Annotated in this window: 13 protein-coding genes and 4 pseudogenes; 13 read left to right on the top strand and 4 right to left on the bottom strand. The window is 64.2% G+C overall.

The window, feature by feature from the left end; translation table 11 throughout:
• The 3 genes and pseudogenes from IEY88_RS42125 to IEY88_RS44750 all read right to left on the bottom strand — a co-directional run.
• Positions 1–850 (bottom strand): annotated as a pseudogene (locus IEY88_RS42125) (FGGY family carbohydrate kinase); the annotation flags it as partial.
• A gap of 4 nt (positions 851–854) precedes the next feature.
• Positions 855–1,598 carry an L-fucose/L-arabinose isomerase family protein gene (locus IEY88_RS44745; protein ID WP_229694277.1) on the bottom strand — a complete coding sequence of 248 codons (744 nt, stop codon included), beginning with the start codon at positions 1,596–1,598 and terminating at the stop codon, positions 855–857.
• A gap of 140 nt (positions 1,599–1,738) precedes the next feature.
• Positions 1,739–2,251: a hypothetical protein gene (locus IEY88_RS44750; protein WP_229694278.1), complete on the bottom strand. Its 513-nt coding sequence runs from the start codon at positions 2,249–2,251 to the stop codon at positions 1,739–1,741.
• 151 nt (positions 2,252–2,402) lie between these two features.
• On the opposite strand from IEY88_RS44750, the gene IEY88_RS42135 reads away from it, so the two are divergent.
• From IEY88_RS42135 to IEY88_RS42145, 3 genes are all read left to right on the top strand, one after another.
• The gene (locus IEY88_RS42135; protein ID WP_189160509.1) at positions 2,403–3,395 is read left to right on the top strand and encodes a LacI family DNA-binding transcriptional regulator; all 993 of its coding nucleotides are present in this window, start codon (positions 2,403–2,405) and stop codon (positions 3,393–3,395) included.
• Between the two features lie 239 nt (positions 3,396–3,634).
• The gene (locus tag IEY88_RS42140; RefSeq protein WP_189160510.1) at positions 3,635–3,874 is read left to right on the top strand and encodes a hypothetical protein; all 240 of its coding nucleotides are present in this window, start codon (positions 3,635–3,637) and stop codon (positions 3,872–3,874) included.
• A 1,301-nt stretch (positions 3,875–5,175) separates the two neighbouring features.
• Positions 5,176–5,502, top strand: a complete 327-nt coding sequence (locus IEY88_RS42145) for a transposase (RefSeq protein WP_189160511.1) — start codon at positions 5,176–5,178, stop codon at positions 5,500–5,502.
• An 812-nt stretch (positions 5,503–6,314) separates the two neighbouring features.
• Here the strand turns inward: IEY88_RS42145 and IEY88_RS42150 are convergent.
• Positions 6,315–6,568, bottom strand: a pseudogene (locus IEY88_RS42150) (IS982 family transposase); the annotation flags it as partial.
• A 1,793-nt stretch (positions 6,569–8,361) separates the two neighbouring features.
• Here IEY88_RS42150 and IEY88_RS42155 point away from each other — a divergent pair.
• The 10 genes and pseudogenes from IEY88_RS42155 to IEY88_RS45205 all read left to right on the top strand — a co-directional run bounded on the left by IEY88_RS42155 (position 8,362) and on the right by IEY88_RS45205 (position 21,470).
• Positions 8,362–9,423 carry a ParB/RepB/Spo0J family partition protein gene (locus tag IEY88_RS42155; RefSeq protein ID WP_189160512.1) on the top strand — a complete coding sequence of 354 codons (1,062 nt, stop codon included), beginning with the start codon at positions 8,362–8,364 and terminating at the stop codon, positions 9,421–9,423.
• 1,302 nt (positions 9,424–10,725) lie between these two features.
• Positions 10,726–11,679 (top strand): serine/threonine-protein kinase, encoded by a 954-nt coding sequence (locus IEY88_RS42160; RefSeq protein WP_189160513.1) that lies wholly within the window; start codon positions 10,726–10,728, stop codon positions 11,677–11,679.
• Between the two features lie 3,193 nt (positions 11,680–14,872).
• Positions 14,873–15,205: a DUF742 domain-containing protein gene (locus IEY88_RS42165; protein ID WP_189160514.1), complete on the top strand. Its 333-nt coding sequence runs from the start codon at positions 14,873–14,875 to the stop codon at positions 15,203–15,205.
• Between the two features lie 2,562 nt (positions 15,206–17,767).
• Positions 17,768–18,171 (top strand): annotated as a pseudogene (locus IEY88_RS42170) ((2Fe-2S)-binding protein).
• 110 nt (positions 18,172–18,281) lie between these two features.
• A complete protein-coding gene (locus tag IEY88_RS42175; RefSeq protein WP_229694279.1) occupies positions 18,282–19,163 on the top strand; it encodes an FAD binding domain-containing protein in 882 nt (293 codons plus the stop codon).
• A complete protein-coding gene (locus tag IEY88_RS45665) occupies positions 19,160–19,573 on the top strand; it encodes a hypothetical protein (RefSeq protein ID WP_189160515.1) in 414 nt (137 codons plus the stop codon). Before IEY88_RS42175 ends, IEY88_RS45665 begins: the two co-directional genes overlap by 4 nt.
• A complete protein-coding gene (locus IEY88_RS45670; protein WP_373294299.1) occupies positions 19,480–19,674 on the top strand; it encodes a hypothetical protein in 195 nt (64 codons plus the stop codon). Before IEY88_RS45665 ends, IEY88_RS45670 begins: the two co-directional genes overlap by 94 nt.
• Positions 19,596–20,069, top strand: a pseudogene (locus IEY88_RS44760) (molybdopterin cofactor-binding domain-containing protein). The gene IEY88_RS45670 and the pseudogene IEY88_RS44760 overlap by 79 nt, the downstream one beginning before the upstream one ends.
• Before the next feature lie 223 nt (positions 20,070–20,292).
• Positions 20,293–20,961, top strand: coding sequence for a molybdopterin cofactor-binding domain-containing protein (locus IEY88_RS45200; RefSeq protein WP_268241292.1), 669 nt, complete (start codon positions 20,293–20,295; stop codon positions 20,959–20,961).
• Positions 20,880–21,470 carry a molybdopterin cofactor-binding domain-containing protein gene (locus IEY88_RS45205; RefSeq protein ID WP_189160518.1) on the top strand — a complete coding sequence of 197 codons (591 nt, stop codon included), beginning with the start codon at positions 20,880–20,882 and terminating at the stop codon, positions 21,468–21,470. Before IEY88_RS45200 ends, IEY88_RS45205 begins: the two co-directional genes overlap by 82 nt.
• Positions 21,471–22,312 lie beyond the last annotated feature (842 nt).

Consider the following 22,312-nt stretch of genomic DNA (forward strand, 5'->3'; position numbering starts at 1 on the left):
CCCGCGTGTGTCCCACAGGCCCGGATGGGATCGCGGTTCGGCCAGTACCTGGACCAGGAACATCGTCGTGCCATACATGACCATGACGTCGCCAGGCGCGCTCACGCCGACGCTCGTCGCCTCGGCCCAGGCATCGACGGTGCCCGTGGTCACCGGCAGCCCCTCGGGCAGCCCGGTCAGTGCCGCCGCGGCGGCCGTCGCATGTCCAGCGATCTCGGTGGGCCACCGGAGCTCGGGCAGCGCCAGGCCGGGCGCGACCAGCTCCGCCAGTCGTGGGCCCAGCCGGCCGCCGCGAGATCGTAGAGCGGCACGCACTGGCTGGCCGGGTGGTGGTCGAGCACGTACCGCCCGGTGAGCCGGTGCACCAGGAACGAACTGGCCATCAGCATCATCCGGGTGGCACGGCTCACCGCTGGCTCGTGGCGCGCGAGCCAGCGAAGCTTCGGGCCGACGGCCTGACTGGTCAGCGGCGAGCCGCAACGCGCGAGCACCTGATCGCCGCCCAACTCCGCCTCCAGCTCATCGATCTCGACCAACGCGCGAGTGTCGACGCCGTAAAGGATCGCGTCACGCAACGGTTTTCCATCAGCGTCGGCAGATAACAGGCAGGGACCGATGCCGCTCACCCCCAGCGCAGCGAGCTCCCGACCAACCGCCGCCTTGACCAGCTCGCTGGTGATACCCGTGAAATCCCGCCACCACACGGTTTCCGGGTCGTGCTCCACCCAGCCAGGTTGCGGCGTCGAAACCCGTGCGCCCGACTAGCCCTGGCCAGCACACAGCTGTCCGGATCGACCAGGGCACCCTTCGACGCCGACGTGCCGATGTCGACGCCAAGCAGCAAGCCCACGCGATCAGCCCTGGGTGAACTCGTCAAGCCTCACACCCAGCAACCGACACACCGCACGCAGCTCAGCGCGGCGGTCACCCGGCACGGCGTGGATGTGGTTCGCGCCAAATCGCGACAGAAAGTCGTCAGCCTCGGCGTCCAGGCGAGCGAACGCGTGCGGCCACTCTCGCGTCGACTGCCTCATCAGGGCTTCGTTGGTCTCGTCGTCGTAAGTTTCGAACTCGCCGAGCATGAGCTGAAGCCGGTAGTCACCGTCCTCGCGGGTGAGCCGCGCGAGGGTCATCTCACCGGGCGCGCCGAGGTGGTGCACCAAACCGCCCCCTGCTGGGAAGAAGAACACCTCCGGGTAAAGGTGCACCTTCGCGAGGTTCTCCGCGGGATCGTCGCTGCGGGCCGCGTACCAGGTGGCGTGCTGCCCCGAGTTGCACAGGTCCCACACGTCCCGAGCGGCGTGGTGGTGCCGGACGTCCGCGAACAGCACAGGAGTCCGGGCCACGTGCTTGAGCAACTGCATCGTCAGGGCGCCGTCCATGTCCGCTTCGGTGGCGCACACATGCGGTTCCTTGGGTCCACGCCAGTCGTACGGGTCGTTGAGCAACGCCTCGGTGACATCCATGGTGACGAAGTGCGTGGTCAACTCCGGCTGACCCTTGATCCCCGTGAAGTCCAGCCGCCACTCGTCGATCAGCTCCCTCACAGCCAGGTAGGAGCGCAGCTGCCGCTCCAACAGCTCCGGCGTGAGTTTCACCCCGTCGTAGTGCACCGTGGCCAGCCGCCAGCCACTCCCTTCCGGCGGTCACCTCGGCCGCATCCACTGTCGCCGAGCGACGCACGATCTCCCACTGGTCGATCTCCTCGACATCGACCCCGAACATGCGCTGCCACTGGTCAGTATTGGCCACCGCGGTGTTCATCCCCATCGGCCGGCCACCAACCCTGCCGAAGGTCGAGCCGCGCAACGCCGCCACGGCTGACGCCGCGGTCGCGCGCACTCCGATCGCGCTGATCAGGCCGGGGTCGTCGGTGTCGCCCCACAGCCGGTCGTGCACCCCGTCCGATCTGGTCGAGCGCACCACCCGCCGCGAGCATGCCGACCAACCCCGGCTGAACCGGGTCGATCGTGGACACCAGCACCAGCGGGCTGGGAGTCGCGGCCGCGGCGAGCATCGTGAAGTGTGGGAACGCCCAGACCGCGTAGTGCAGGATGGTCAGGTCGACCCCGGCTGCGGCGACCTCCCTGGAGACCGAGACGGCCAAGCCGTTGTCGCTGACCTGCCTGCTGCCAGCCACCACGTCGTGGCCCGCCACGCTGAGACTGCGGACAAGCCGGTCCTCGTTCACCTTGATGTGCTCAGCGATACCCTGATGCACGTAGTCGCGCCCATCCGAGATGCTGATCACGCCTATCCGTGCCACGGGCCCTCCTGGCTGAGGCAAACGCCGGAACACCTTGGTCGCCTCAGTTGAGAAATCGTTTTCCCGCAAGTTATTCTTGTCGTTGACGGGGTGTCAAGAGACCTCGTCGAGCACAGCATGAGAGCGAGGCTATGTAGTGGCGACCATGCGCGAAGTGGCGGGACGCGCCGGGGTGTCCACCGCCACGGTGTCCCGCGCCTTGAGCGGAAACCCGACGGTGGATCCCGACCTCGCGGCGAGGGTGCGATCGGCGGCGCATGCGTTGGGCTACCGGCCAAACGGAGTGGCGCGGAGCCTGCGCCGGCAGACGACAGCCGTGCTCGCGCTGATCATCTCGGATGTGGAGAACCCGTTCTTCACCGCGATCGCTCGCGGTGTCGAGGACACCGCACAGAGCGCGGGCTACTCCGTCGTGCTGTGCAACTCCGACGAGAGCACCGCCAAGGAGCGCCGCTACGTCGACGTCCTGCTCCAAGAGCAGGTGGCAGGTGTCATCGTGTCGCCGACCTCGGCCGCAGGTGCGCTCGAACCGCTGTGGGACAACGGAACACCTGTCGTAGCGGTGGACCGGCCGCTGCCCGGCCTGGAGTGCGACACGGTGTTGGTGGACAGCCGAGTGGCAGCGAACGTGGCCACCACTCACCTCGCCGCTCAGGGCTATCAACGCATTGGCTGCCTCACCGGCCCGGTCGGCGTTCACACTGCCGACGACCGCTTGGCCGGCTACCGGGACGCGCTGCGCGCGGCTAAACGCCGTTCCGCCGCGGACCTCGTTCGACGTGCCGAGTTCAGGACCGTCGGCGCAAAACGGTCTGCGGCGGACCTGTTCGGCATCGCGGAGCCACCGGACGGGTTGCTGGTGGCGAACAGCACCATGGCGACAGGTACCCTCGAGGCGATGAGCGAGTTGGGCCTGCGCGCAGGCCGCGATGTGGGTTTGGTGGCGTTCGACGACTCGCCGTGGGCAACTCTTGTCGACCCGCCGCTGACAGTGATCTCCCAGCCCGCGTACCAGATCGGCACAATGGCCGCCCAGTTGCTGCTGGCGAGAATCGGCGGAGACGCTCGGGCACCTCGAACCATCACACTCAACGCCCAGCTCGTCGTGCGCGGCAGCTCTCACCGCTGAAGTCTTCGGACGCAACGGCGAAGCCGTATCCGATCAGGCGCCGGCACGGCCCGATCCTCTGTCAGTAGGTGCACGAGCGCACTCTTAAACGGTTCCAGGCGAGGTCGATCAGCGGGTCAGCCGGATCAGCGTCACGGTGGGAGATCTATGGGCCGCGGACGCCGTACGCGGCGGGATTCACCGAATAGTTGGGGCACAACAGTTAAGCGCCGACTGTCGTGCGGACACATCAACGTCGCATGATTCACCTGAGCCGGTGGATGCAGACAGCAGCAATCGACTCCGCCGAGTTCGGCCTGGCAACCGCAGCCGCGTTCAGCGCGGCCCAGGGTTCAGCGGGGCGGTTCTCGGACTGGAACGCCGGATCATGGGCGGCGCTGCTGGAGTATCTGAGGTCGATCAGAGTGCCGTTGGCCAATCCGCCCGCACCGGTGGTGACCGCCGCCGATGTGCTGCTGACTCGGTATTCCGAGTACTAGGTGACGGAGCGGGGCCTCGCTGCAGTCGATCAAGCTAAGTGTGCACGGTCCGGCCATTCGTGGAGTGCGGATGCGCGACGGGCAGCATGGACTGGAACAGTTGACCGCCAGGGAGGTCACCGCGTTTGTGGTCGAGCAGGCGCGCTGAGCTCCCCCGGTCGCTGGCGCGCCGCGGTCGCTATTGATACTGCACGTCACCAGAGCCAGCCGGTCGGGCTTGCGAGCGCGATGCCGAGCGTGGCTCGGTGAAACTGGCCGGGTTTGTCGACGGCGTTACGCGAAGATCAGGTATGGATGCTGTTGGCCTCGTTCGACCCGGAAACCGAGATAGTGCAACGCGACCTCGCGATCGTGACCATAATGTGGCGGCTGGGACTGTGCATCGGCGAAAGTCGCCGCATTGCGGCTGGAGGACATCGACTGGCGCCGCGGTGAACTGATCATCACGTGCAGGAGCTCGCGCTGTGACCGGTTCCGCTGCCCTGCGATGCCGGGCAGGCGATCGTGTCCTATCTGACCAGCTGGCGGCCCGAGATCGATGCTCAACACGTGTTCGTCTGCGCGAAAGTTCCTCACGGCCTCACGTTCCGCAACACGCGCTAACGCGGAGGCCAGAGCCGCCCGCCGGACCCGCCTGGGCATGGCGCTTGAGCATCGGCACAGCGCGGCCACCTCCATGCTCAGCGTCGACGCCTCCCCCGAGGAGATCGGCCAAGTCTTGCGCCATTGAGACTCCCTCATCACAACGATCTACGCGAAGGTCGACCTCGCCTCACTGCGCGTGATCGCCCGCCCCCGACCACGACGGTTACTACATGGGGCCGAATGTCAGCAACTTCCCGTCTCGGAGCCGTACCTGCCACGCTACGTCCGTCCTCAGTGGATGATGTACGCCGTGTCGTGAAGCTAGCCGCAGATACTTCGAACTCGTTGCACCCCATCAGCACAGGTCACAATTAAGGTCTGGGCTCATGCGAACCCGCTGTTGACGGGGTCTGTTTCCTCGATCTTGGGACCTTCACGAGGTGCGCGGTGTTGACTTCAGCCACGGCTGGGCTTCGATCGTCGACACCAGCAAAGACGTCGTTCCGGCTGCCCACAACCCAACGCCGCCGCACCAGCACCCAGACCAACTGAACGTCACTCAGAACGGGGCATCGCGCCAGTCCAACGCCCCGCCCGCCCGGCGGGACATTGCTGTGTCGATCTAGATTCGCTCACCTGTGGCAATCTCGGCAGCATCGTTGACGCAGTCCCCGAACCGCAACAGCCTTGGCGCCACAGTGATTGCAGCCAGAATCGTGGGTTGGCCGAACAGTTCGCGGTGGTGCCGGCGCTGGGAGATCACCACCAAGGGCAGACGTGCCGGTCGCAAAGTACTCGTCCGCGCCGACTCCGCCAGCGGCACTTACGAGTTCGCGGAATGGCTGCACGGAAGGAAACTGGGCTATTCAGTTGGGTTCAACCTGCCCGACAACGCGATCAAATGCCTCGGCCGCATCCGCGCACACACGTGGACCTCGGCCTACGACGACGAGGAACGCCTCCCGCGTGACGGGGCGTGGATCACCGAGGCTGCCGACGTTCTGGAGATGTCCTGGTGGCCGAAGACATGCGGGCCGCTGTAGGGAACGCCGAGCAACTGGCAGATCACGAAGATCGGAAAGGGGCGGAGACGCGATTCAGCACATACTAGGAGTGTGGCCGCAGTGCTGGATTCTTTGGTGTCGATCTTGTTGCTAGCCGCAGCAGCGGTGGCCGCGGGTACACGGTCGTTCACCGCGATCAGGGAATGAGCGGCGGACGCTTCGCTGCAGTGCTTACGCTGCTCGGGGTTCGCCAGCCCCGCGCCGGACGAGGCGAAGATGCGCCGGGAGCTGCAACGAGTAAACGGCGACGCGGTAGAAGCCGCAATCACGGCCGGGATCCAGGTCCAACGCGGCTGACTGCCACCACCGGAAAGGCCTGTTGTGATCGGCGATGGACGGCAAGACCATGTGCGGCACTCGCGGTCTCGACGAATCCGGGGCCGGGCAGTTGCTCCTGGCGTTCTCCCACGCCCGACCCGCTGATGCTGGCCCAGGTTCTGGTGAAACCAAGTTCAGCGAGATCAAACGTCCCATGGCGTCGGCTACGTGCTGCCGCTGAAAGGAACCAGCACCTGCTCTACGCCCTACCCTGGTACGAGCCCCGCACACACAACAGTGGACGGGGAAGGCCGCCACGAACGACGCGCCATTCAGGTTTTAGCCATCCCTGAGGACGTCGCGTTTCGCGTTGCGGCACAAGCGTCTCTCATCGAGCGCTACGTCACCCGCAGCGCAGGGAAAGCACCGCTAGGACCGTCCTCGGCGTCATCAGCCTCACCCACACCAAGCCGACCCAGCCGAGCTCGCCACCTGCACCCGCGACGTCATCTAGATGAGTAAGTCCTAACTGATCAGTGGTCGTAGGCGATCAGCGATCGGGTGAGCGGCTGGCCGGTGGCGCGGTTGTGCCAGATGGCGGCGGTCAGTGCGAGGACGCGTGGAGCGATGCGCGCGGTGACACCGTCGATGGTGCGGCCGCCGTGCAACTCGAGGTCGAGCTGGCCTTTGAGCGTGTCGTTCATCGACTTGATCAGCTGGCGCACGGGTTTGAGCAGGTGTTCGGCCGGGTGCGGTTGCGGTAGTTCGGGCGCAGTAATCGGACCCCGCGTGCGGCATACACGACTCGGTGGGCACCCGCCCTCGGCCTCGAAGCGGACCGAGAGCGGTTGTCCCGCGACGGAAGCCTCCAGAGCCGCTCGCAACGACGGGGAGTCGCGCCATGGACGGCCCTATGGCAAAGGACCACGCGATACCGAGGATCGCGGCGAGAGCCGAAAGGATCATCCTGCAGTGAGGACGTGAACGCCAGCAAACCAGATGCTCCACGCTCCAGCTGCGCAGAGGAAGTCACATGTGGCTGACCCCGGCCGAGGTGCACCCCGGACAGCCCGCCGTCCGTCTCCTCGCCGAAGTTGAGTGCCGTCAGCCACTCGAGGTTGTGCGGCCGCAGCCCTACCAGATAGCACCGTGCCGCAGCACTTGCTGGGCGTTGGCATAAGCAGCCAAAGTAGCCCCACACACGGGCCACGGTCTCAGGGACAGCGAAACGCACCACCCATCCTGATCAGGCCGCAGTCTCCCCCTCGGCCGCGAAGTGATCACAGCTCGGGCTGGCCCAGGTGCCGGTCGAGACGCGCACTCCCTGCGTCAGCGAGACTCTTCTCGGCGACCAGCCGGATGACTCGTGTTCTCGACCGAAACAGTCGCGTTCAGTCAGCGGCGTCGCCCCTGGCCGGCCCGATCTCAGCCAGGGCTCGTGCCCAAGGCCCCGCACCATGCTGCGGTCGTGTACTCCAGCATCGCCACGTCAAGATTTATCCGTATAACGACAAAATGGTCCGGCAACTCGATCAGCAACTCTCCCGGAGATTCCGCCCGCCCGGCAGACACAAAGTCCATTAATCGTCCCATTACCCTAGTCAACTAGGACAACAATCCACTGCGTCAGTCAGCGCATCGCCGCGCCGAAGCGGCCCGAACACCTATCGCCGAAACGTGACGTTCAACCAGGAAAAAAGTCAGTCGAACACCGACCCGCGAGCCTGTTGATCTTACGGGTGGCCGAGTGTTAAATGACGCCGGACAAGAAGCCTCAGCGCCCCCACGAAGGAGTTCTCCCTGCCCGACCACGAGCACACAAACCGCAGACGAAATTTTCACCCTCATCCAACTAGTCCAGAAACAGACATGACGAGATGTCCAGGATCTCGCGTTCGACCGTCTAGGTGAAATTTTCGGGCACAAGTGCCGACCGGACGAGATCAGCGATTCGCAGGGGTTGGCTGCACTGGAACACGTGGCGGACGTGACGCAGCTTTGCCATGAACTTTTCTCAGCTCCAGGGACGAGGCAGCAGAAACGCGTGTCTTCGACCTTTCACGGTCGTCATCCGAGAAGAAACGTCTTCAAGAAGCAAGAGAGCGCACTTGTTTCGATTCCCTCCACTTCCACCCAGCAATGAAGAAGAAGGCCCCAGCAACTCTCCCGAGCTGAGCGCCGCGCGGCAGCAACTCGTCGGATACCTACAGCCCCGCACCGTTCACGGCCATTTCACGCAGGGCATGTTTGCGAAAACCCCAAAGCACCAGCGCTCCAACGCCTCGACTACCAGGCTGTCCGCCGAACCTCGAGGCCGCAAGTGAGAGCGCCGAGAGCTACCGCAAGTGGCAGTTGAGCAGGAGACTGAGCTGCGAACCGCCGACTGCACATCCATGCTGGCAACTGAAACCACCCGTCCAGCGATCTCAGCCGTTCGAGGATCGAGCACGCGGCATCAGCGCGGCAGCGACGCGGCACTGACATGGCAGTGAGTGCTGCCAAGCTGACGCTCAGTGTGGGGTTAATCAGCGTGCCTCGGCAGGCTTGCTCTCGGGGGACATAGGGTTTACAGGATGTGCGATGGAACGTGAATCGGACTTCGGAAAAGGCGGCGGACAAGGCTGGCTGGTCGGCCAGCTCAAGGGCTGCACGGTAGAACAGGTGGAGATCGCCACTCTTGCTGTATCGGCGTCTCCGCGGCTCAACGGAGAAGTTGAGGAGCACGTCCGACTGTTGGCAAAATCGGAGGCGATCCTGCCGCCGATCGTAGTGCATCAGTCGACAATGCGCGTGATCGATGGGATACACAGGCTACGTGCAGCAGCGCTGAGGGGCCAGAGTGTCATCACAGCACTCATGTATGACGGCGACGACCGCGACGCTTTCGTGTTGTCCGTGCAAGCGAACGTCACGCACGGGTTGCCGTTGTCGCTCTCGGACCGCACTCATGCCGCGAGCCTGATCATCGATTCGCATCCGGATTGGGCTGATCGAATGATCGCGTCGGTCACTGGATTGGCCCCAGGCACAATCCGTTCGATTCGGCAGCGCACTGGTGCGATGACTACAACGACGGTCGCCCGCATCGGCAAGGACGGTCGAATAAGACCGATGGACGTGTCGGCAGGCCGTCGGCTGGCTGGCGAGCTGATCACCACAGATCCGAGTGCGCCGTTGCGCCAGATCGCGAAGACCGCCGGGATATCACTGTCGACAGCCCACGATGTGCGTAAACGCGTGATGTCAGGACTCGATCCTGTTCTGCCACGACGGTCTGAAACCGTGGCCGGGGCCACCAAAGAAGAAGTTCCGCCAGCCACGCGCCGTTCGGTCACGAGTCGCCCAGCGGGTCGGCTTCGCACGGTACCTGTTGCGGATCGTTCCGTGGTGATGTCGAGCCTGCGGCGCGATCCGTCACTTCGGTTCACTGAAGTGGGTAAGACACTGCTGCGCCTGCTTGAGCCCGATCTCACCATTGCAGAGCAGCGAGAGCGAGTCGTGGCGGCGGTGCCACCTTATTTGATTGACACCGTTTCCCTTCTTGCGCGCACGAACTCGGAGGCGTGGGCGGCCATCGCGGACCTCCTGGAAGGGCAGGCGATGTCGGAGGCGGCTCAAGGAAAAATGCGGCGCGCACGCTGACCGGTGGGTACTAGGCGTAGCGACGGCGTACTCGCCCGCGTGAACAGGCTGCGGCTAGAAGTTGCACCAATTCGCTCGCTGCTGGTATACCAACTACGCTCAAGGCACATCGTGGCGACAGGCTGCACTCCAGTCCGCTTAAGCCCATCTCTGAACCGCAAGTCGCGTTCAGGTGAGAGCCTTCTGGGTCAGTCAGTCCGAGTCGGACGTTCTGCGCTGCTGATCGTCGAGCAAGTCGCAGTTCTGCTGACGAACGGCAGCGCGGCAAACCGCCCTTTGTGGATCTTTCGAGACTCTTCTAATCGAGTCGTCGAACGACTAGCGCCCCAGCCTCCCGATCTATACCGTCTCAAACGGCACGAGGCGTCCGCGTTACCCGCAAAAGCGGGCCAGTCTCATTGCCATCATGTGCGCGCCCGTCGACTCTGCCCCCAGGTCGGCGGGCGCACGCCGTGAGGGCGAAGCACCAAAGACATTCCAAATGGGATGACATAAAGCAGCAAGGAAAATAAGACCACCGCGGCTGTTCGCTAGCACGTGAAGCGCTTACTACCTTGCCAAGATGGCCACTACAGTAACCGAGATTGCTATAACCGCCTGCAGGGGCAGGTGTGTCTCGGCATGGTCCTGTATTCCAGCAGGAGCGAGCCGTGGACCAGATCACTGGGAGTACGTCGAGCAACGAATGCGGCACAGACTGGACCGCTGAATGGCGAAGCAGGCCGCCAGCCGAGATACAAGCTTGAGCTGATCCCTTCCCGGGCACTCCGACCAGATGTGTGACGCGCCAGAGATCAGGTCCGACTTGCTACGTGGAGCACCAACGTTCGACCGGAGATCTTCACCGGTCGAACGTCGTCGATCGGATAATTGTTCACACGCCCCCGAGTTGCCTCAGCGTCTCTTCCAGGCCGATAGCTGGTGACCGCTAGGAGCTGGCGCATCTTGTCGGCATGCTGTACGCGCCTCAGCTCAAAGCATCACTACTTCCAGCGTGGCGTGCACAAGCAATAAGACTCTTCGTGCTCGCACTAGGAGCTGAGCAGCCGGGGGGCGCAGTCCACATAATTCGCCAAGCGCGAAATCTGGGGACATTGTACGTGACCGTCGGAGTCGAACTGCGGACCTTGCTTGCACGAACGAAAGATCGATGTTTCTCTTTCAAGGGATGGCGTCAATCTCGATGGTTCAGGTCGCCGAGCACGAGAGACGCCAACACTAGAGGGATTTCGGATTGACGGGGTGTCGAACGGCGGCATTCCAGGCGTGTGGAACAGCGTCAGATGATGTGAGAGAGCAGCAGTGACCGAAGAGGGGCGGCTCATCGTCGGCCGTTACAGGCTTGCGCAGTGGATTAGTCAGGGCTCGATGGGTGTCGTTTGGCGCGCACACGACGTGCGGCTGCTGCGAGATGTGGCCATAAAGCAAATCAAACTCGGTTCGACCGGCGTCACGTACAAGCGAGATGAAGCCGTACAACGCACGTTGCGCGAAGGGCGAATTGCCGCTCGTCTCCGACACCCGAACGCCGTCACAGTCTACGACGTTGTCGAGGAAGAAGGGCTCCCCTGGCTAGTCTTGGAGTACTTGCCGAGCCGGAGCCTTGCGACCGTTCTTGTCGAGCGGGGCTCGCTGCCGTACCAGGAGGTCGCGCTCATTGGTTCGCGGCTGGCCTCAGCACTGGCAGCTGCACACCGCGCGGGAATCGTACACAGAGACGTCAAGCCTTCAAACGTCTTGATAGGGCACAACGGCGAGATCAAGCTGACTGACTTCGGCATCTCTCGCGCAGCGGGCGATGTCACCGTCACCGCAGCCGGTCTGATCGCGGGCACTCCTGCATACCTGTCTCCGGAAGCAGTTCACGGTGCGCGTCCAGACAGCCCGGCGGATGTATTCGCGTTAGGGGCAACGCTCTACGCTGCAGTAAGTGGCGATCCACCTTTCGGCAGCGATGACGACACCATGGCTGTCATGCAGAGGATCGCCTCCGGCTGGGTACCACCGCCGCACAATGCGGGACCACTGAGTGCGATCTTGATGTCGCTGCTCAAGTCCACTCCAGAGGAGCGCCCATCGATGACTAGCGTTCGGCGCATGCTTGATTCTGTGTCATCTGGCAGACAGGATTCTGTTTTGCACTTAGCTGCAACACAGTTCCGCGATGGTACTGGAATCGCATCGCGCGGATCGCTCATGGTCACACGAAGCAGCCGGTTTTCGCTGCTCGATTGGTTCCATCGTCAGTTGCGCTGATTGGTGCCCGGAAAGCGAACCTCCGGAGCAGCTCAACTGCCCTTGCGAGGAGCAAGCCTCGCGCTCCCCAACCGCCGATCTTCTTATAAGCAAGATTCGTGTTACACACTTCCGACCGCGAAGCGCCGACGTCGTGAGTAGAGGCTGCGCGAGTCCGCCGCAGGATTCCAACAGGCCGAATTGCCCTGTTCCCGCCAGGCTTTTCTGCGGAAAGAGTGCTTTTCTGAGAACAGACCACCCCGTGAGCACCTACGAGTTTTCACGGGGCCGTCGTCACCCAAGCGGCCGCGTTGATGACCACGGAGAAGAAGGCCTAGGAATATAAGGAGACTTGGCACCTCAGCCTCAGGTTTCCACTCGGCTTTGCTGACCCTGCTACGTTCGCTAACGCAGCAGGCCTACGTGCGGGGAGCAGCAAACGTCGTCGTGTGCACGACGAGTTCCTCCCCGTCGCCGAGGGCCATGTTGTCCAGCAACAGCTTCACCCGCGGCTGTCCGCCGCACTGTCTCTTCGACGCCGGGGATCTGGGTCATGAGGGCAACAACAGTGGGCACGACCAGTGATCGAGGGGCGACGCCCCGCCGAGCACGGCGGTCATAGTCGCAGCACCTCGACGACGTCAGCGCCCACCACCCCGATCGCCGTGGACCTCGACCAGCACCGCACAACGCGGTGAAGTGGCATGTCACCGCAGCCTCAGATAGCGCCACAGTCGGCCGATCTCGCAGCAATCTCGATCGCGTGGCATAACCCAAGCCATGTCGGATGTGAGCACCGCGATTCGTCGCAATGTCGTGAGCCCGAACGTGTCTGAAATCAGCGCCGGAGATGGGTAGTGCACCCCGACTGGCCGGTTCGGCTCGATGACGACCTGGTCCTCCCTCTCCGAACCGCGTCGGAGTGAGCAACAGCGCTCGGTCGTTGGTCGGCACTCGATTGCTGACGACCTTTGTCGATCACGAGCCGGCCGAACGCCGCCGTGACCGCAGGAGTCAGCTGCCGAGCGCAGACAGCCAACCGGTGTGCGCCGCGCGTTGCGACCTGACATCGATAGCCTGCCGCTGCACCACCCAGTCCGGCCCGCTCAGGTTGGTGGCCACGCTCATAAGCAAGTACCAACCCACCTGCGGAGGCAGGTCTGCCGAGATCGGATAGCCGGACCACACGCGCGACCACGTGTCGCAAATGTTCAGCGCTGCAGCTCAGACGCGGTAGGTGAGCTGCAGCGCGAAGCATTTGTCCCGTGTCGTCGAGTTCGAATGGACGTCGGTGACCCAGTTCTTCTCTCTCTCCCCCGGCGATCCGTACCCACGCAGCTGATGAGGTCCACAAGTCAGAGGGTTGATTTGGGAGGGTCGCGACTCTGGCCCCACGCTTCCCAGGTTGGCGGGACACCGTTGCGGCATCGTGACGAAATCGCCGCGTGTAACAATTTAGCAACTTGTTATACCTGTCGGCCGCTTCGGCTGGCCCAGGCGTGGACAAGATCAGAAAAGAGATCTCAATGCCGGTTCACAGTTTCAGCCGCCGTTGGTCGTCTTCGGCTGGGTCCGCTGCTGCAGTAGGGGCTTCAAGGGAGTTACCGGACCGCACGAGCGTGCAAGTTTGATTCTTGTTTGTTTCTTCTCGAACAGTGAAACGCTCACTGACGTTGGTATAGCGTTGAGAACGCGGAATCTTCCGTGCTCCAGTGCTTACGACACTGTCGAGCGTGGGAAGGCGGATGTCGGATCGACTTTGCAGGGAACCAAGTCGATCCGACATCTCGACCTCGACCACCAGGACCTCCGCCAGCTGAAACGAAGTTCAGCAGAAGCGAATCGGCCCAGGCTCCAGCCCAGCACGGTCGGGCTTGTGGCAGCCGGGCGCCTTAGTCAAAGGTTGAACTGGCACCTCGTCCCCGCCAGGCTGGACAGGCCTCGCCGAGCTCGACAGCAGCAGAGCAGCCGCCCGGGCGACGAACGGCCAGCCAGGCAGAAACAGACCCTTGACTGGCGGAGAGTCCGGCGACGACGTGCTTGGCCGTGGTCACAACCTTCCCCCGCCTGCTGCAATCGGGTGGAAGACCAGGCCCGAGTCCGGCGATGCCGCGCTGCCTTCTGAATCATCCTCATCGAACGTTCAGCCAGCTGACAGCTCTCTCGCGCCCCCAGCATCAGGTTCTACCTGATCGACAGTCAGGCCTTGATAGCTGGAAGCAACGATGATCGCTGAAGAGTTGCGGGCCTTTCGTGCCCAGCCTGCCGGCTACCGGCCACTGCCGACGATGAAGTCACCCGAACGATCGAAGATCCCGATTCCCGACGCCCCGTGGGGAGTCTGCTGCGATCACTGTTCCGATCGAGGCTGATACGCGTGACAGAGCTGCAGTGGCGAGACTGACTTGACCGACCGAACACAGCCGTCATCGCTCCTCGATCGGGTGAGCAATTCGAACAGCGCAGCGAGTTTCGCAGAGGCAGCGTTGGCCTTCAGCTGGAGCGACATACAGCGTAACCTGACGTGGGAAAGTTGCGAGATTCATCCACCGCGTCGATGAACCCACCCTCACACGAGCAGGCTCCCTGAAACCTTGGCTCGCGATGCTCGAAGGGCTGCCAGGCGCACTGCCAGGACTCAGTCGAGCGGCCTCGCGTCGTCGTTCACCTGGACGGAGCGAAAGTCAGCGGAGGAATGACTCGATCTTGCACAGCGCAATATTCATCTGCTGTCTACTTGCTGTCGGCGTGCACGCCTCCTTGTGGCATGTGAATCTAGAGTCTGTTCTGGCCGGGTTGCGCCCAATCGTTCTATGAGGGCGCACAGGACACTTTGCGCCGACGACGCACCATCGAAGATTCGGTCGCCCTGCGACCGTACGACCTCAAACCACTCCTTCCCTGCTTGGAATTGGCGCGCGAACGCCTACCGTCTGCCGTCACCAGTGTGAAAAACGATGGCAATCGACTGATGTCGCACACTCAATACAGGGCAGCGTGTTCGACGCACTTACTGGCTACTTAATGCATTGCCGACTACGGTGTTCGCACTACTAACCGTCTGAAAAGTCCACTGCATCCCAGGCGATCGACTGCGCATGACTAGGCGTAGCAATGAAATCGAGGAGTGATGGTTGCCAGTAGCAATAGCAATTCGAGGACCAGGGAGCAAAGTGGTGATCAAGCTCGCAAAGATAGTGTTCTTGAGCGTCGAATGGTTCGCCCGTACGTCGCCGTAGGCGGCCGCACCAGTGTCGACGGCAGCCAGGAGTTGGAAATCACCACGCCCCTGGTACCAGTGGAGCAAGCTGGCTGGCGAATGCCGATCGATCCGCAATCGTATGCCATCTGGAAACTCTGCCGGGATTCTGTGCTCTCCCCAGTCGACGTGGCAGCGAAGATGAGATTGCCGATCGGAACCGTTCGCGTGGTCCTGGCCGATATGATCGCCTCCGGTTTTCTGATCGCGGGCTCGAGCGCTTTTGATATGGACAAGGGTTCATTGGAATTCATGTCCAGGGTCCTAGCAGGCCTTCGCCGGTTGTAGAACGGCAGAGATCGAAAACGGTCGGATGCCCATGGAGGCTGCTCTCATCGGGTGCCACGAAGGCCTCGCGACCGCTACGACAAGCCGTGCTGATCATGTTCGGGATGGCCCGTGTCACTCGCAGCTGAAGTTCCTGAGACCAGATATCGGAAACCCGCACGCAGTCAGGACGTTCAGCTGAATCGGAAAGCGGAGAGCCTTGTCGGCAACTAGCTGCGGCAGACTCTCAACCGTGCTCAGGTCCTGCGCGTTGTGTTCTTCGCTCTCGGGCGCGTCAGCAGGCAAGTGCCCTTGCGACGCGCGAGAGCTGTTTGCCTAGCTCAGGGAACCCGGTCCCTGGACTCCTGGTGGGTGTCTGATCATTGGCACGAGCGAATCCGAGATCGGCGCTCCGTGACCACCTTGGCGCGAATGGGGCCAGCGACACCGTAGCCAAGCAGTGTGAGGGGACGCACGTCGCGGACTGCGGACAAAAACACTTCGTTCCCCAGCGTAGGACAGGTACTTGCAAGAGATCAGACATGGAAGGCTCTCCGCGTCTTCCTAAGGCCAGGTCGAAAGCGACGTCTACCGCGTCAAGATGATCAACGACAGACTTCCAGGAGAGTCAGCTCTCTTGGTGATGACAGCTGGACGTTCGGGTGGATTGGCGATCACTCAATCAGAACGGAGCAACCACAACTTCAGTGGTGTTCGACCGAGCATTGCCAACACTCGAACGATTTGTTCGGACCGATGGCTCGAAGCTCGGATGGACACAATCTTACCAGCTCGAATCCCCTTGCAAGAGTGGAAATCTCCCGAAATCAGAGCTAACCTTATTCGCAGTCGATCTGAGATGAGTGATCGACAACCTTGGCGCTTACGGATCTTGAACCCGGATGCGGTCCTGTCGACCTCTGCCTCTCACAGGCCCGTAACTCAATGCGGCTGAATCCGTGCTCCGCAGGGGTGCAACGACCTGCGGAGCACGGATTCAGCTGTGAAGCTGCGCCGGCTTCGACGCGCCGGCCTCACGCGAGGAACAAGAAGTTGTCAGGCCCTCGCCGAACTTGACGCGGGACGGAATCTGCCCGACCAGCATTCCTCGGTGCGCACGTTTGGATCAAAAAGGTCAGCGCGACCGGACTAACAGCCCGCCTCAGCCTATTTGTAGCCTGTGCACTCACAGCGGGACCCAGTGACATGAATTCCGGCAAGATCACATATATCTTACCAGGAAATCAGGCCCAGTCCCGGACAGCAGCAGGGGTTCGCCGCCACCTCGGCTGCGAAGAAACAAGATCTCGGCAGAGTAGCCAGAGATGCAAATTGCAGTTCTTCAGGAAGCCGATTCGGACGGCCGGTCTGAGCCTGCTGGGACACCCCGGGTCTCTAGCGCTACGTCGAATCGGCCAGGAGCACACTCCACAGCTAATCCGCGTCCGCAGGTCCGCCCGCATCAGCCGGCCGGGTACATCGGGAGAGCGGCTATCAAGGTTCGGTCGTTCACCTCCGGAACCCGGACCGGCCGCTCGTCCGCCGCCCACATCTCGCGCAGACCGAGGACTCCGAAACGCAGGACGTGTGGTTTTCGGTGCTGGTCTGACGCCGCTGGCGAGGAGTCAGTCGGCGGCTCGGCGCGGGACGGCGATCGTGGTGGCGGTATGTTCGTCGTGGGGTACAGGTGTAGGCGGTCTGGCGGTGATCGTCGATCATGACGTGCGCGAGCCCGTGGCCTGGTGTCGGGCTGCGGTGGGCGGTGCGTGGCTTGCCGGTGTGGCGAATCTGGTGCGGTCGCCCCTGGGGTCCGGCCGGCGAAGCGTCAGCCGCCCCTGCCGGTGATGTTGCCCGGCATCGTGACATCAGCGTGCAGCAGGGCGCCGGGCGCAACGTGCTCATCGGGGCGGACCCTCTCGCCGGAGCACCGGTCCAGGACCGGGAACCGGTTGAGCCGGCAACCCACCAAGAATTGATGCACAGCCGGCCAGGCGACACCAGCCACGCGGGCGAGAGCGGCTGGCTTGAGCGTCCGGCCACGCCAACTTCGCCGGACGGCGGAAACCGCTACACCCAACGGTTCGCCGTCAGCCACAACACCGCGAAACGCGTCGTCACATGACCAACCTCGCCCGGCCAATGCACCTAGCGCAGCACCCCGACGATGGACACGAAGTCGATCTGAAGCGGCCTGAAGCCCCGGTCCACACGATGGTGGCCATGTCAGAGCGCTACAGCCAGGACCAGGGCATCCGGCCCAACCTGATGCTCCCCGTCCAAGCGTTGATCGACGAGCGAGTGGCCGCCGGGCCCAGTCGTGGCTTCATCCAGGATCCTTAACAGAAAGTGGGTACCGGACAAAGTAGTAGGTACTTGTTGCCGCGTCAGTACCAGAACGAGCATTCACGGCATGGGGATTAAGGAAACCGTGAGCGCCGCGTGCCTGGCCGGTGTCATCAACGTGGTCGAGAGCCCGGTGCGGACCTGATGAACGAGCTTGCGCGCGAACCGAATGTCAGCCGCACGGTGTCCGTCCGGCTGAGCGTGAATGGGGAGGAACAGGACGCGACCGTCGACCCGCGCATGACGCTGCTCGACCTGCTCCGGGACGAGCTGGGCCGCACCGGCACGAAGGTCGGGTGCAACCACAACACGTGCGGAGCGTGCACCGTGCAGGTCGACGGTCGCCGGGTGCTGCCGTGCCTGACGCTGGCGGCGAGCGCCGACGGCCGCTCGGTCCGCACGATCGAGGGCATGGCCGCCCCGGACGGCGGTCTGCATTCGTTGCAGCAGGCTTTTGTGGACGAGGACGCGCTCCAGTGCGGCTTCTGCACGCCGGGCCAGCTCATGTCGGCCGAAGCGTGCATCCGCGAGGGCACGCCGGGTCGGACGACGACGTCCGGGAGTACATGAGCGGCAACCTCTGCCGCTGTGCCGCCTATCCGAACATCGTCCGCGCCATCCGCTCCGTCGCCGAAAGGACCTAACCAATGCGGCCGTTCACCTACACCAGGGTCACGACGCTCGCCGAGGCGGTGTGTGCAGTCGCCCGCGACGGCACGATGCCGCTCGCCGGGGCACCACGCTGATCGACCTAATGCGGGACGACATCCTGGCCCCGAGCCACGTCGTCGACATCGGCCGGGTGGCCGATGTCGACCACTTCGACACGTCCGGGCCGACACTGAGATTCGGCGCGCTGGCCAAGATGGCTGACGTCGCGGAGGACCCGGCGCTGCGCGCCGACTACCCGGCGCTGGCCGAGAGCCTGCGGCTGGCCGCCTCCCAGCAGCTGCGGAACACGGCCACCATCGGTGGCAACGTGCTCCAGCGGACCCGCTGCCCCTACTACCGGGACGGCACGTCCGCGTGCAACAAGCGCGCCCCGGGATCCGGCTGCAGCGCCATCGACGGGGTCAACCGCGACCACGCGGTGCTCGGCGGTTCTGAGTCGTGCGCCGCAGTCTACCCAGGCGACCTGGGCGTAGCACTCATCGCATTCGACGCTCAGGGAGAGCTGGCATCCGCTACCGGCCCCAGAACCCTGCGCTTCGCCGACCTGCACCGGGATGTGGCCGACCGCCCGGACCGAGAGACGAACCTGCAGCCGGGCGAGATCACGGCCGTGACGGTGCCGGCCTCGCCGACGGGTCGAAGATCGGCCTACGTCAAGGTGCGCGACCGCGCCAGCTACGCGTTCGCCGTCGCGTCCACTGCGGTGGTGCTGGAGATCGAGGGCGGCGTGGTGACCGCCGCGCGGGTCGGCCTCGGCGGCGTGGCGACCCGCCCGTGGCGCAGTCCGGTGGCGGAGGCCGAGCTGGTCGGCCGACCGTTGACTCCGGAGTCCACCCGCGCCGCGGGACAGGCCGCCTTCGCGACGGCCGTGCCACGCCGGGACAACGCCGTGAAGACCGCCCTAGAACCACGGGTCGTCGAGCGGGCCTGCCTGCTCGCTCACAGCAGAGGGGAATCTCGATGAGCGGAGCACTCGGGACGTCGGTCGTCCGCGCCGACGCGGTCGCCAAGGTGACCGGCGCCGCGGCGTACGCGGCGGATCACGTCGAGTCCGGCGTGCTGCACGCCACGCTGACGACGAGCACGATCTCCGTCGGCAGCATCACCAGCATCGATGTACGCGCGGCCGAGCAGGTGCCCGGCGTGCGGCTCGTCCTCACACACACCAGAACCTGGGTACCGGTGTCGGCTACGGGCAGTTCATGGTTCCGTTCGTCGGCGGGCAGTTCCAGTCGAGCTTCAACCCACTGGGCTCTGACGAGATCCGGTACGCCGGACAGATCGTCGCCCTCACGGTCGCGGACACCATACCGGCCGCCGAAGAGGCCGCCCACCTGGTCCAGGTGGGCTACAAACCCCGGTCGGCGGCGGTGATCTCGTTGGAACGTCGAGCGAGGTGGCCCGGAGACCACGGTGCTGTTCGGCGTCGAGGCAGGCGGCCCACCCCAGCGAGCTGCGCGGGTCCGAGGTCGTGATCGAGCAGGAGTACGGCACTTCGGTCAATCACCACAACCCGATCGGGCTGTACAACGTCACGGCGAGCTGGCGCGGCGGCGCGCTGGAGGTCCGGGTGCCCACCCAGTGGGTCTCGGGCGAACGCTACGCCCTGGCCACGGTGCTCGGCCTCGCCGAAGAAAACGTCCGGGTCATCTGCCCGTACGTCGGTGGCGGGTTCGGCGGCAAGGCGTCGACCCTGTAGCACACCGTGTTCGCCGCCGAGGCGGCCCGACGCCTGCAGGCGTCGGTCAAGCTGTTCGTCACGCGCCGGCAGATGTTCACCGTCGGCTCGTTCCGCCCGCAGTCCCGGCAGGTGGTCAGACTCGGCGCGCACCGGGATGGCCGGCTGACGCCTACCAGCACGAGATCGTGACGCAGTCGTCCAGGAGTGATCTCCTCGTGCTGCCGGGCACCGACAACACGAGCCGGATGTACGCCTACCCCAGCATCCTGACCCAGGAGAGCTCGGTGCCGGTGGACGTGAACAGTCCAGGCTTCATGCGTGGTCCGTTGGAGTACCCCCGAGCAGTTCGCTCTCAAGAGTGCGCTCGACGAACTCGCCATCGCGCTGGACATGGACCCAGTAGGCGCTGCGCCTGCGCAACGAGCCGGACCGGGAACCCGTCCAGGGACTCCCCTGCAGCAGCAGGTCGCTCGTCGAGTGCTACCGGCGAGGCGCCGAGCTCTTCGGCTGGGACCGCCGCGACCACCGGCCGGGGTCCATGCGGGAACCCGACGGCGAGCTGCTCGGCTGGGGATGTGCGACGGCGAGCTATCCGGTGTTCGAGGGCAGCGTCTGCGACTGCCGGATGACCGTCGCGGCGGATGGCCGGGCGCATCTGGAGGTGGCAGCCCACAAGATCGGCACCGGCACGTACACCACGCTCGCGCAGATCGGCGCCGACGCGATCGGCCTGCGCGTGACGGACGTGCGGGTGTCGCTCGGGGACAGCGATCTGCCGCGCGGGCTGGCGGTGGCCGGCTCGTCGACGACGGCCAGCATCGGGTCGGCGGTGCACATGACCGGGCTCGTTGCGCGAGAGCGGCTGGTCGCCGCGGCGGCCGACCACTTCGGCATGCCGACGGATGCCGTGGCGGGCATCGCGGTCGAGGACGGGATCGTGCGGGCGCCGGACGGCCGGCAGGCGCCGGTGGGCAGATCGTCGAACGGCTGCCAGGCGGCGTGCTCGTCGTCGAGGAGCGCTACCTGCCACCGAACCTGCCCACGGAGCTGGCGAAGGCGACCATCGACAAACACGCCATGAACTTCACGGGCCCGATCGGCCCGGAACACGTGTCGTTCAGTTATGGCGCCAACTTCGCGGAGGTCCGGGTAGACCCGCTCACCCGCCGCATCCGGCTCGGGCGCATGGTCGGGGTCTTCGCAGTAGGCAAGGTGATCAACCCGCGGCTGACTCGCAGTCTGCTGATGGGCGGGATGATCTGGGGGGCGGGCCATGCCCTGCTGGAGAAGACTGTCATGGACCGCGGTCGAGCCAGATTCGTCAACACCGACCTGGCCGGCTACCACATCGCCACGAACGCGGACATCGCCGAGGTGGTCGTCGAAACCGTCGATGAGCGCGACGACAAGGTGAACCCGTTGGGCGCCAAGGGTGGCGTGGGCGAGATGGGCATCGTCGGCATGCCAGCGGCCATCGCGAACGCCGTCCACCACGCCACCGGCGTCCGCGTACGCCGAGCCCCCATCCTGATCGACGACCTGCTCACTGCACCCGAACTTCCGGTGGAACGGTGGCCCGGTATCGCCTGATTGGGTCTCACGGCCGCGGCGGTGTCCGTTTGCCACAAGGCCACCGAGCCCAGTTCGACCAACTACGGACTTGAGGCGTGGCCGCACACCCTGCGTCCGGTATGAATCGCCGAACCGAGGAGAGGCATCGCCGCTGGCGCATCGTGCGACTCTTCTGGTGCGCCTTGCCGACGCCCGCCCAGGGTGCTGGGGTCGAGTTGCTTCTGCCCTGGACACGGTCTCAAGCACGAGATGGACAAGTACCGGTGATGCCGAGCGGGCCATCACCACCAGGTCAGGACGCCCTGGAAAGACTTGCCGGGACCAGCAGGCGGTGCGCGGTCGTCTGGCTCGGCAGCCCGATCTCGGGTGGGGAGCGAGGACACACGGCGAATCACTGGCCGGGTTGGTCGACCGGACAGCGGACCGAAGCAGCCCGGGGCGTCGACGGTGAGCTGGGCGAACACGTTCTGCACCGGGCGCTGATTCTCCTCGGCGCGCTCGATGCTCTCCGTTCGACAGTGGACAGGTTCGGTCGGCTGGTTCAGCACTTTCTCCAATAGGCTCCGTCGTACCGTGGTCCAACGCACGACGTCACACGACATTATGGCATCGACTGCCGCGTGGAAACGGTGCTTGAATGTCGCCAGAGGAAAGTCTTGGCCGAAGGAGCAGCAACGGAGTTCCACAGGCTTCCTGCAACCCGGCCTTGCTGACGAGTCACCCTGTCTCAGGACGCTTGCGTCCAGTGCGGTGCTGGCTCTCCGCAGAACGAACCGGAAATCCGCACCTCGCTATTCCGGTGCCTCGACAGGTAGACCCGCAGGTCTCGACCCGTTTGATGGACATCTCGACAAGAGCAG

The sequence above is a fragment of the Lentzea pudingi genome (assembly GCF_014646255.1).
Taxonomy (GTDB): Bacteria; Actinomycetota; Actinomycetes; order Mycobacteriales; family Pseudonocardiaceae; genus Lentzea; species Lentzea pudingi.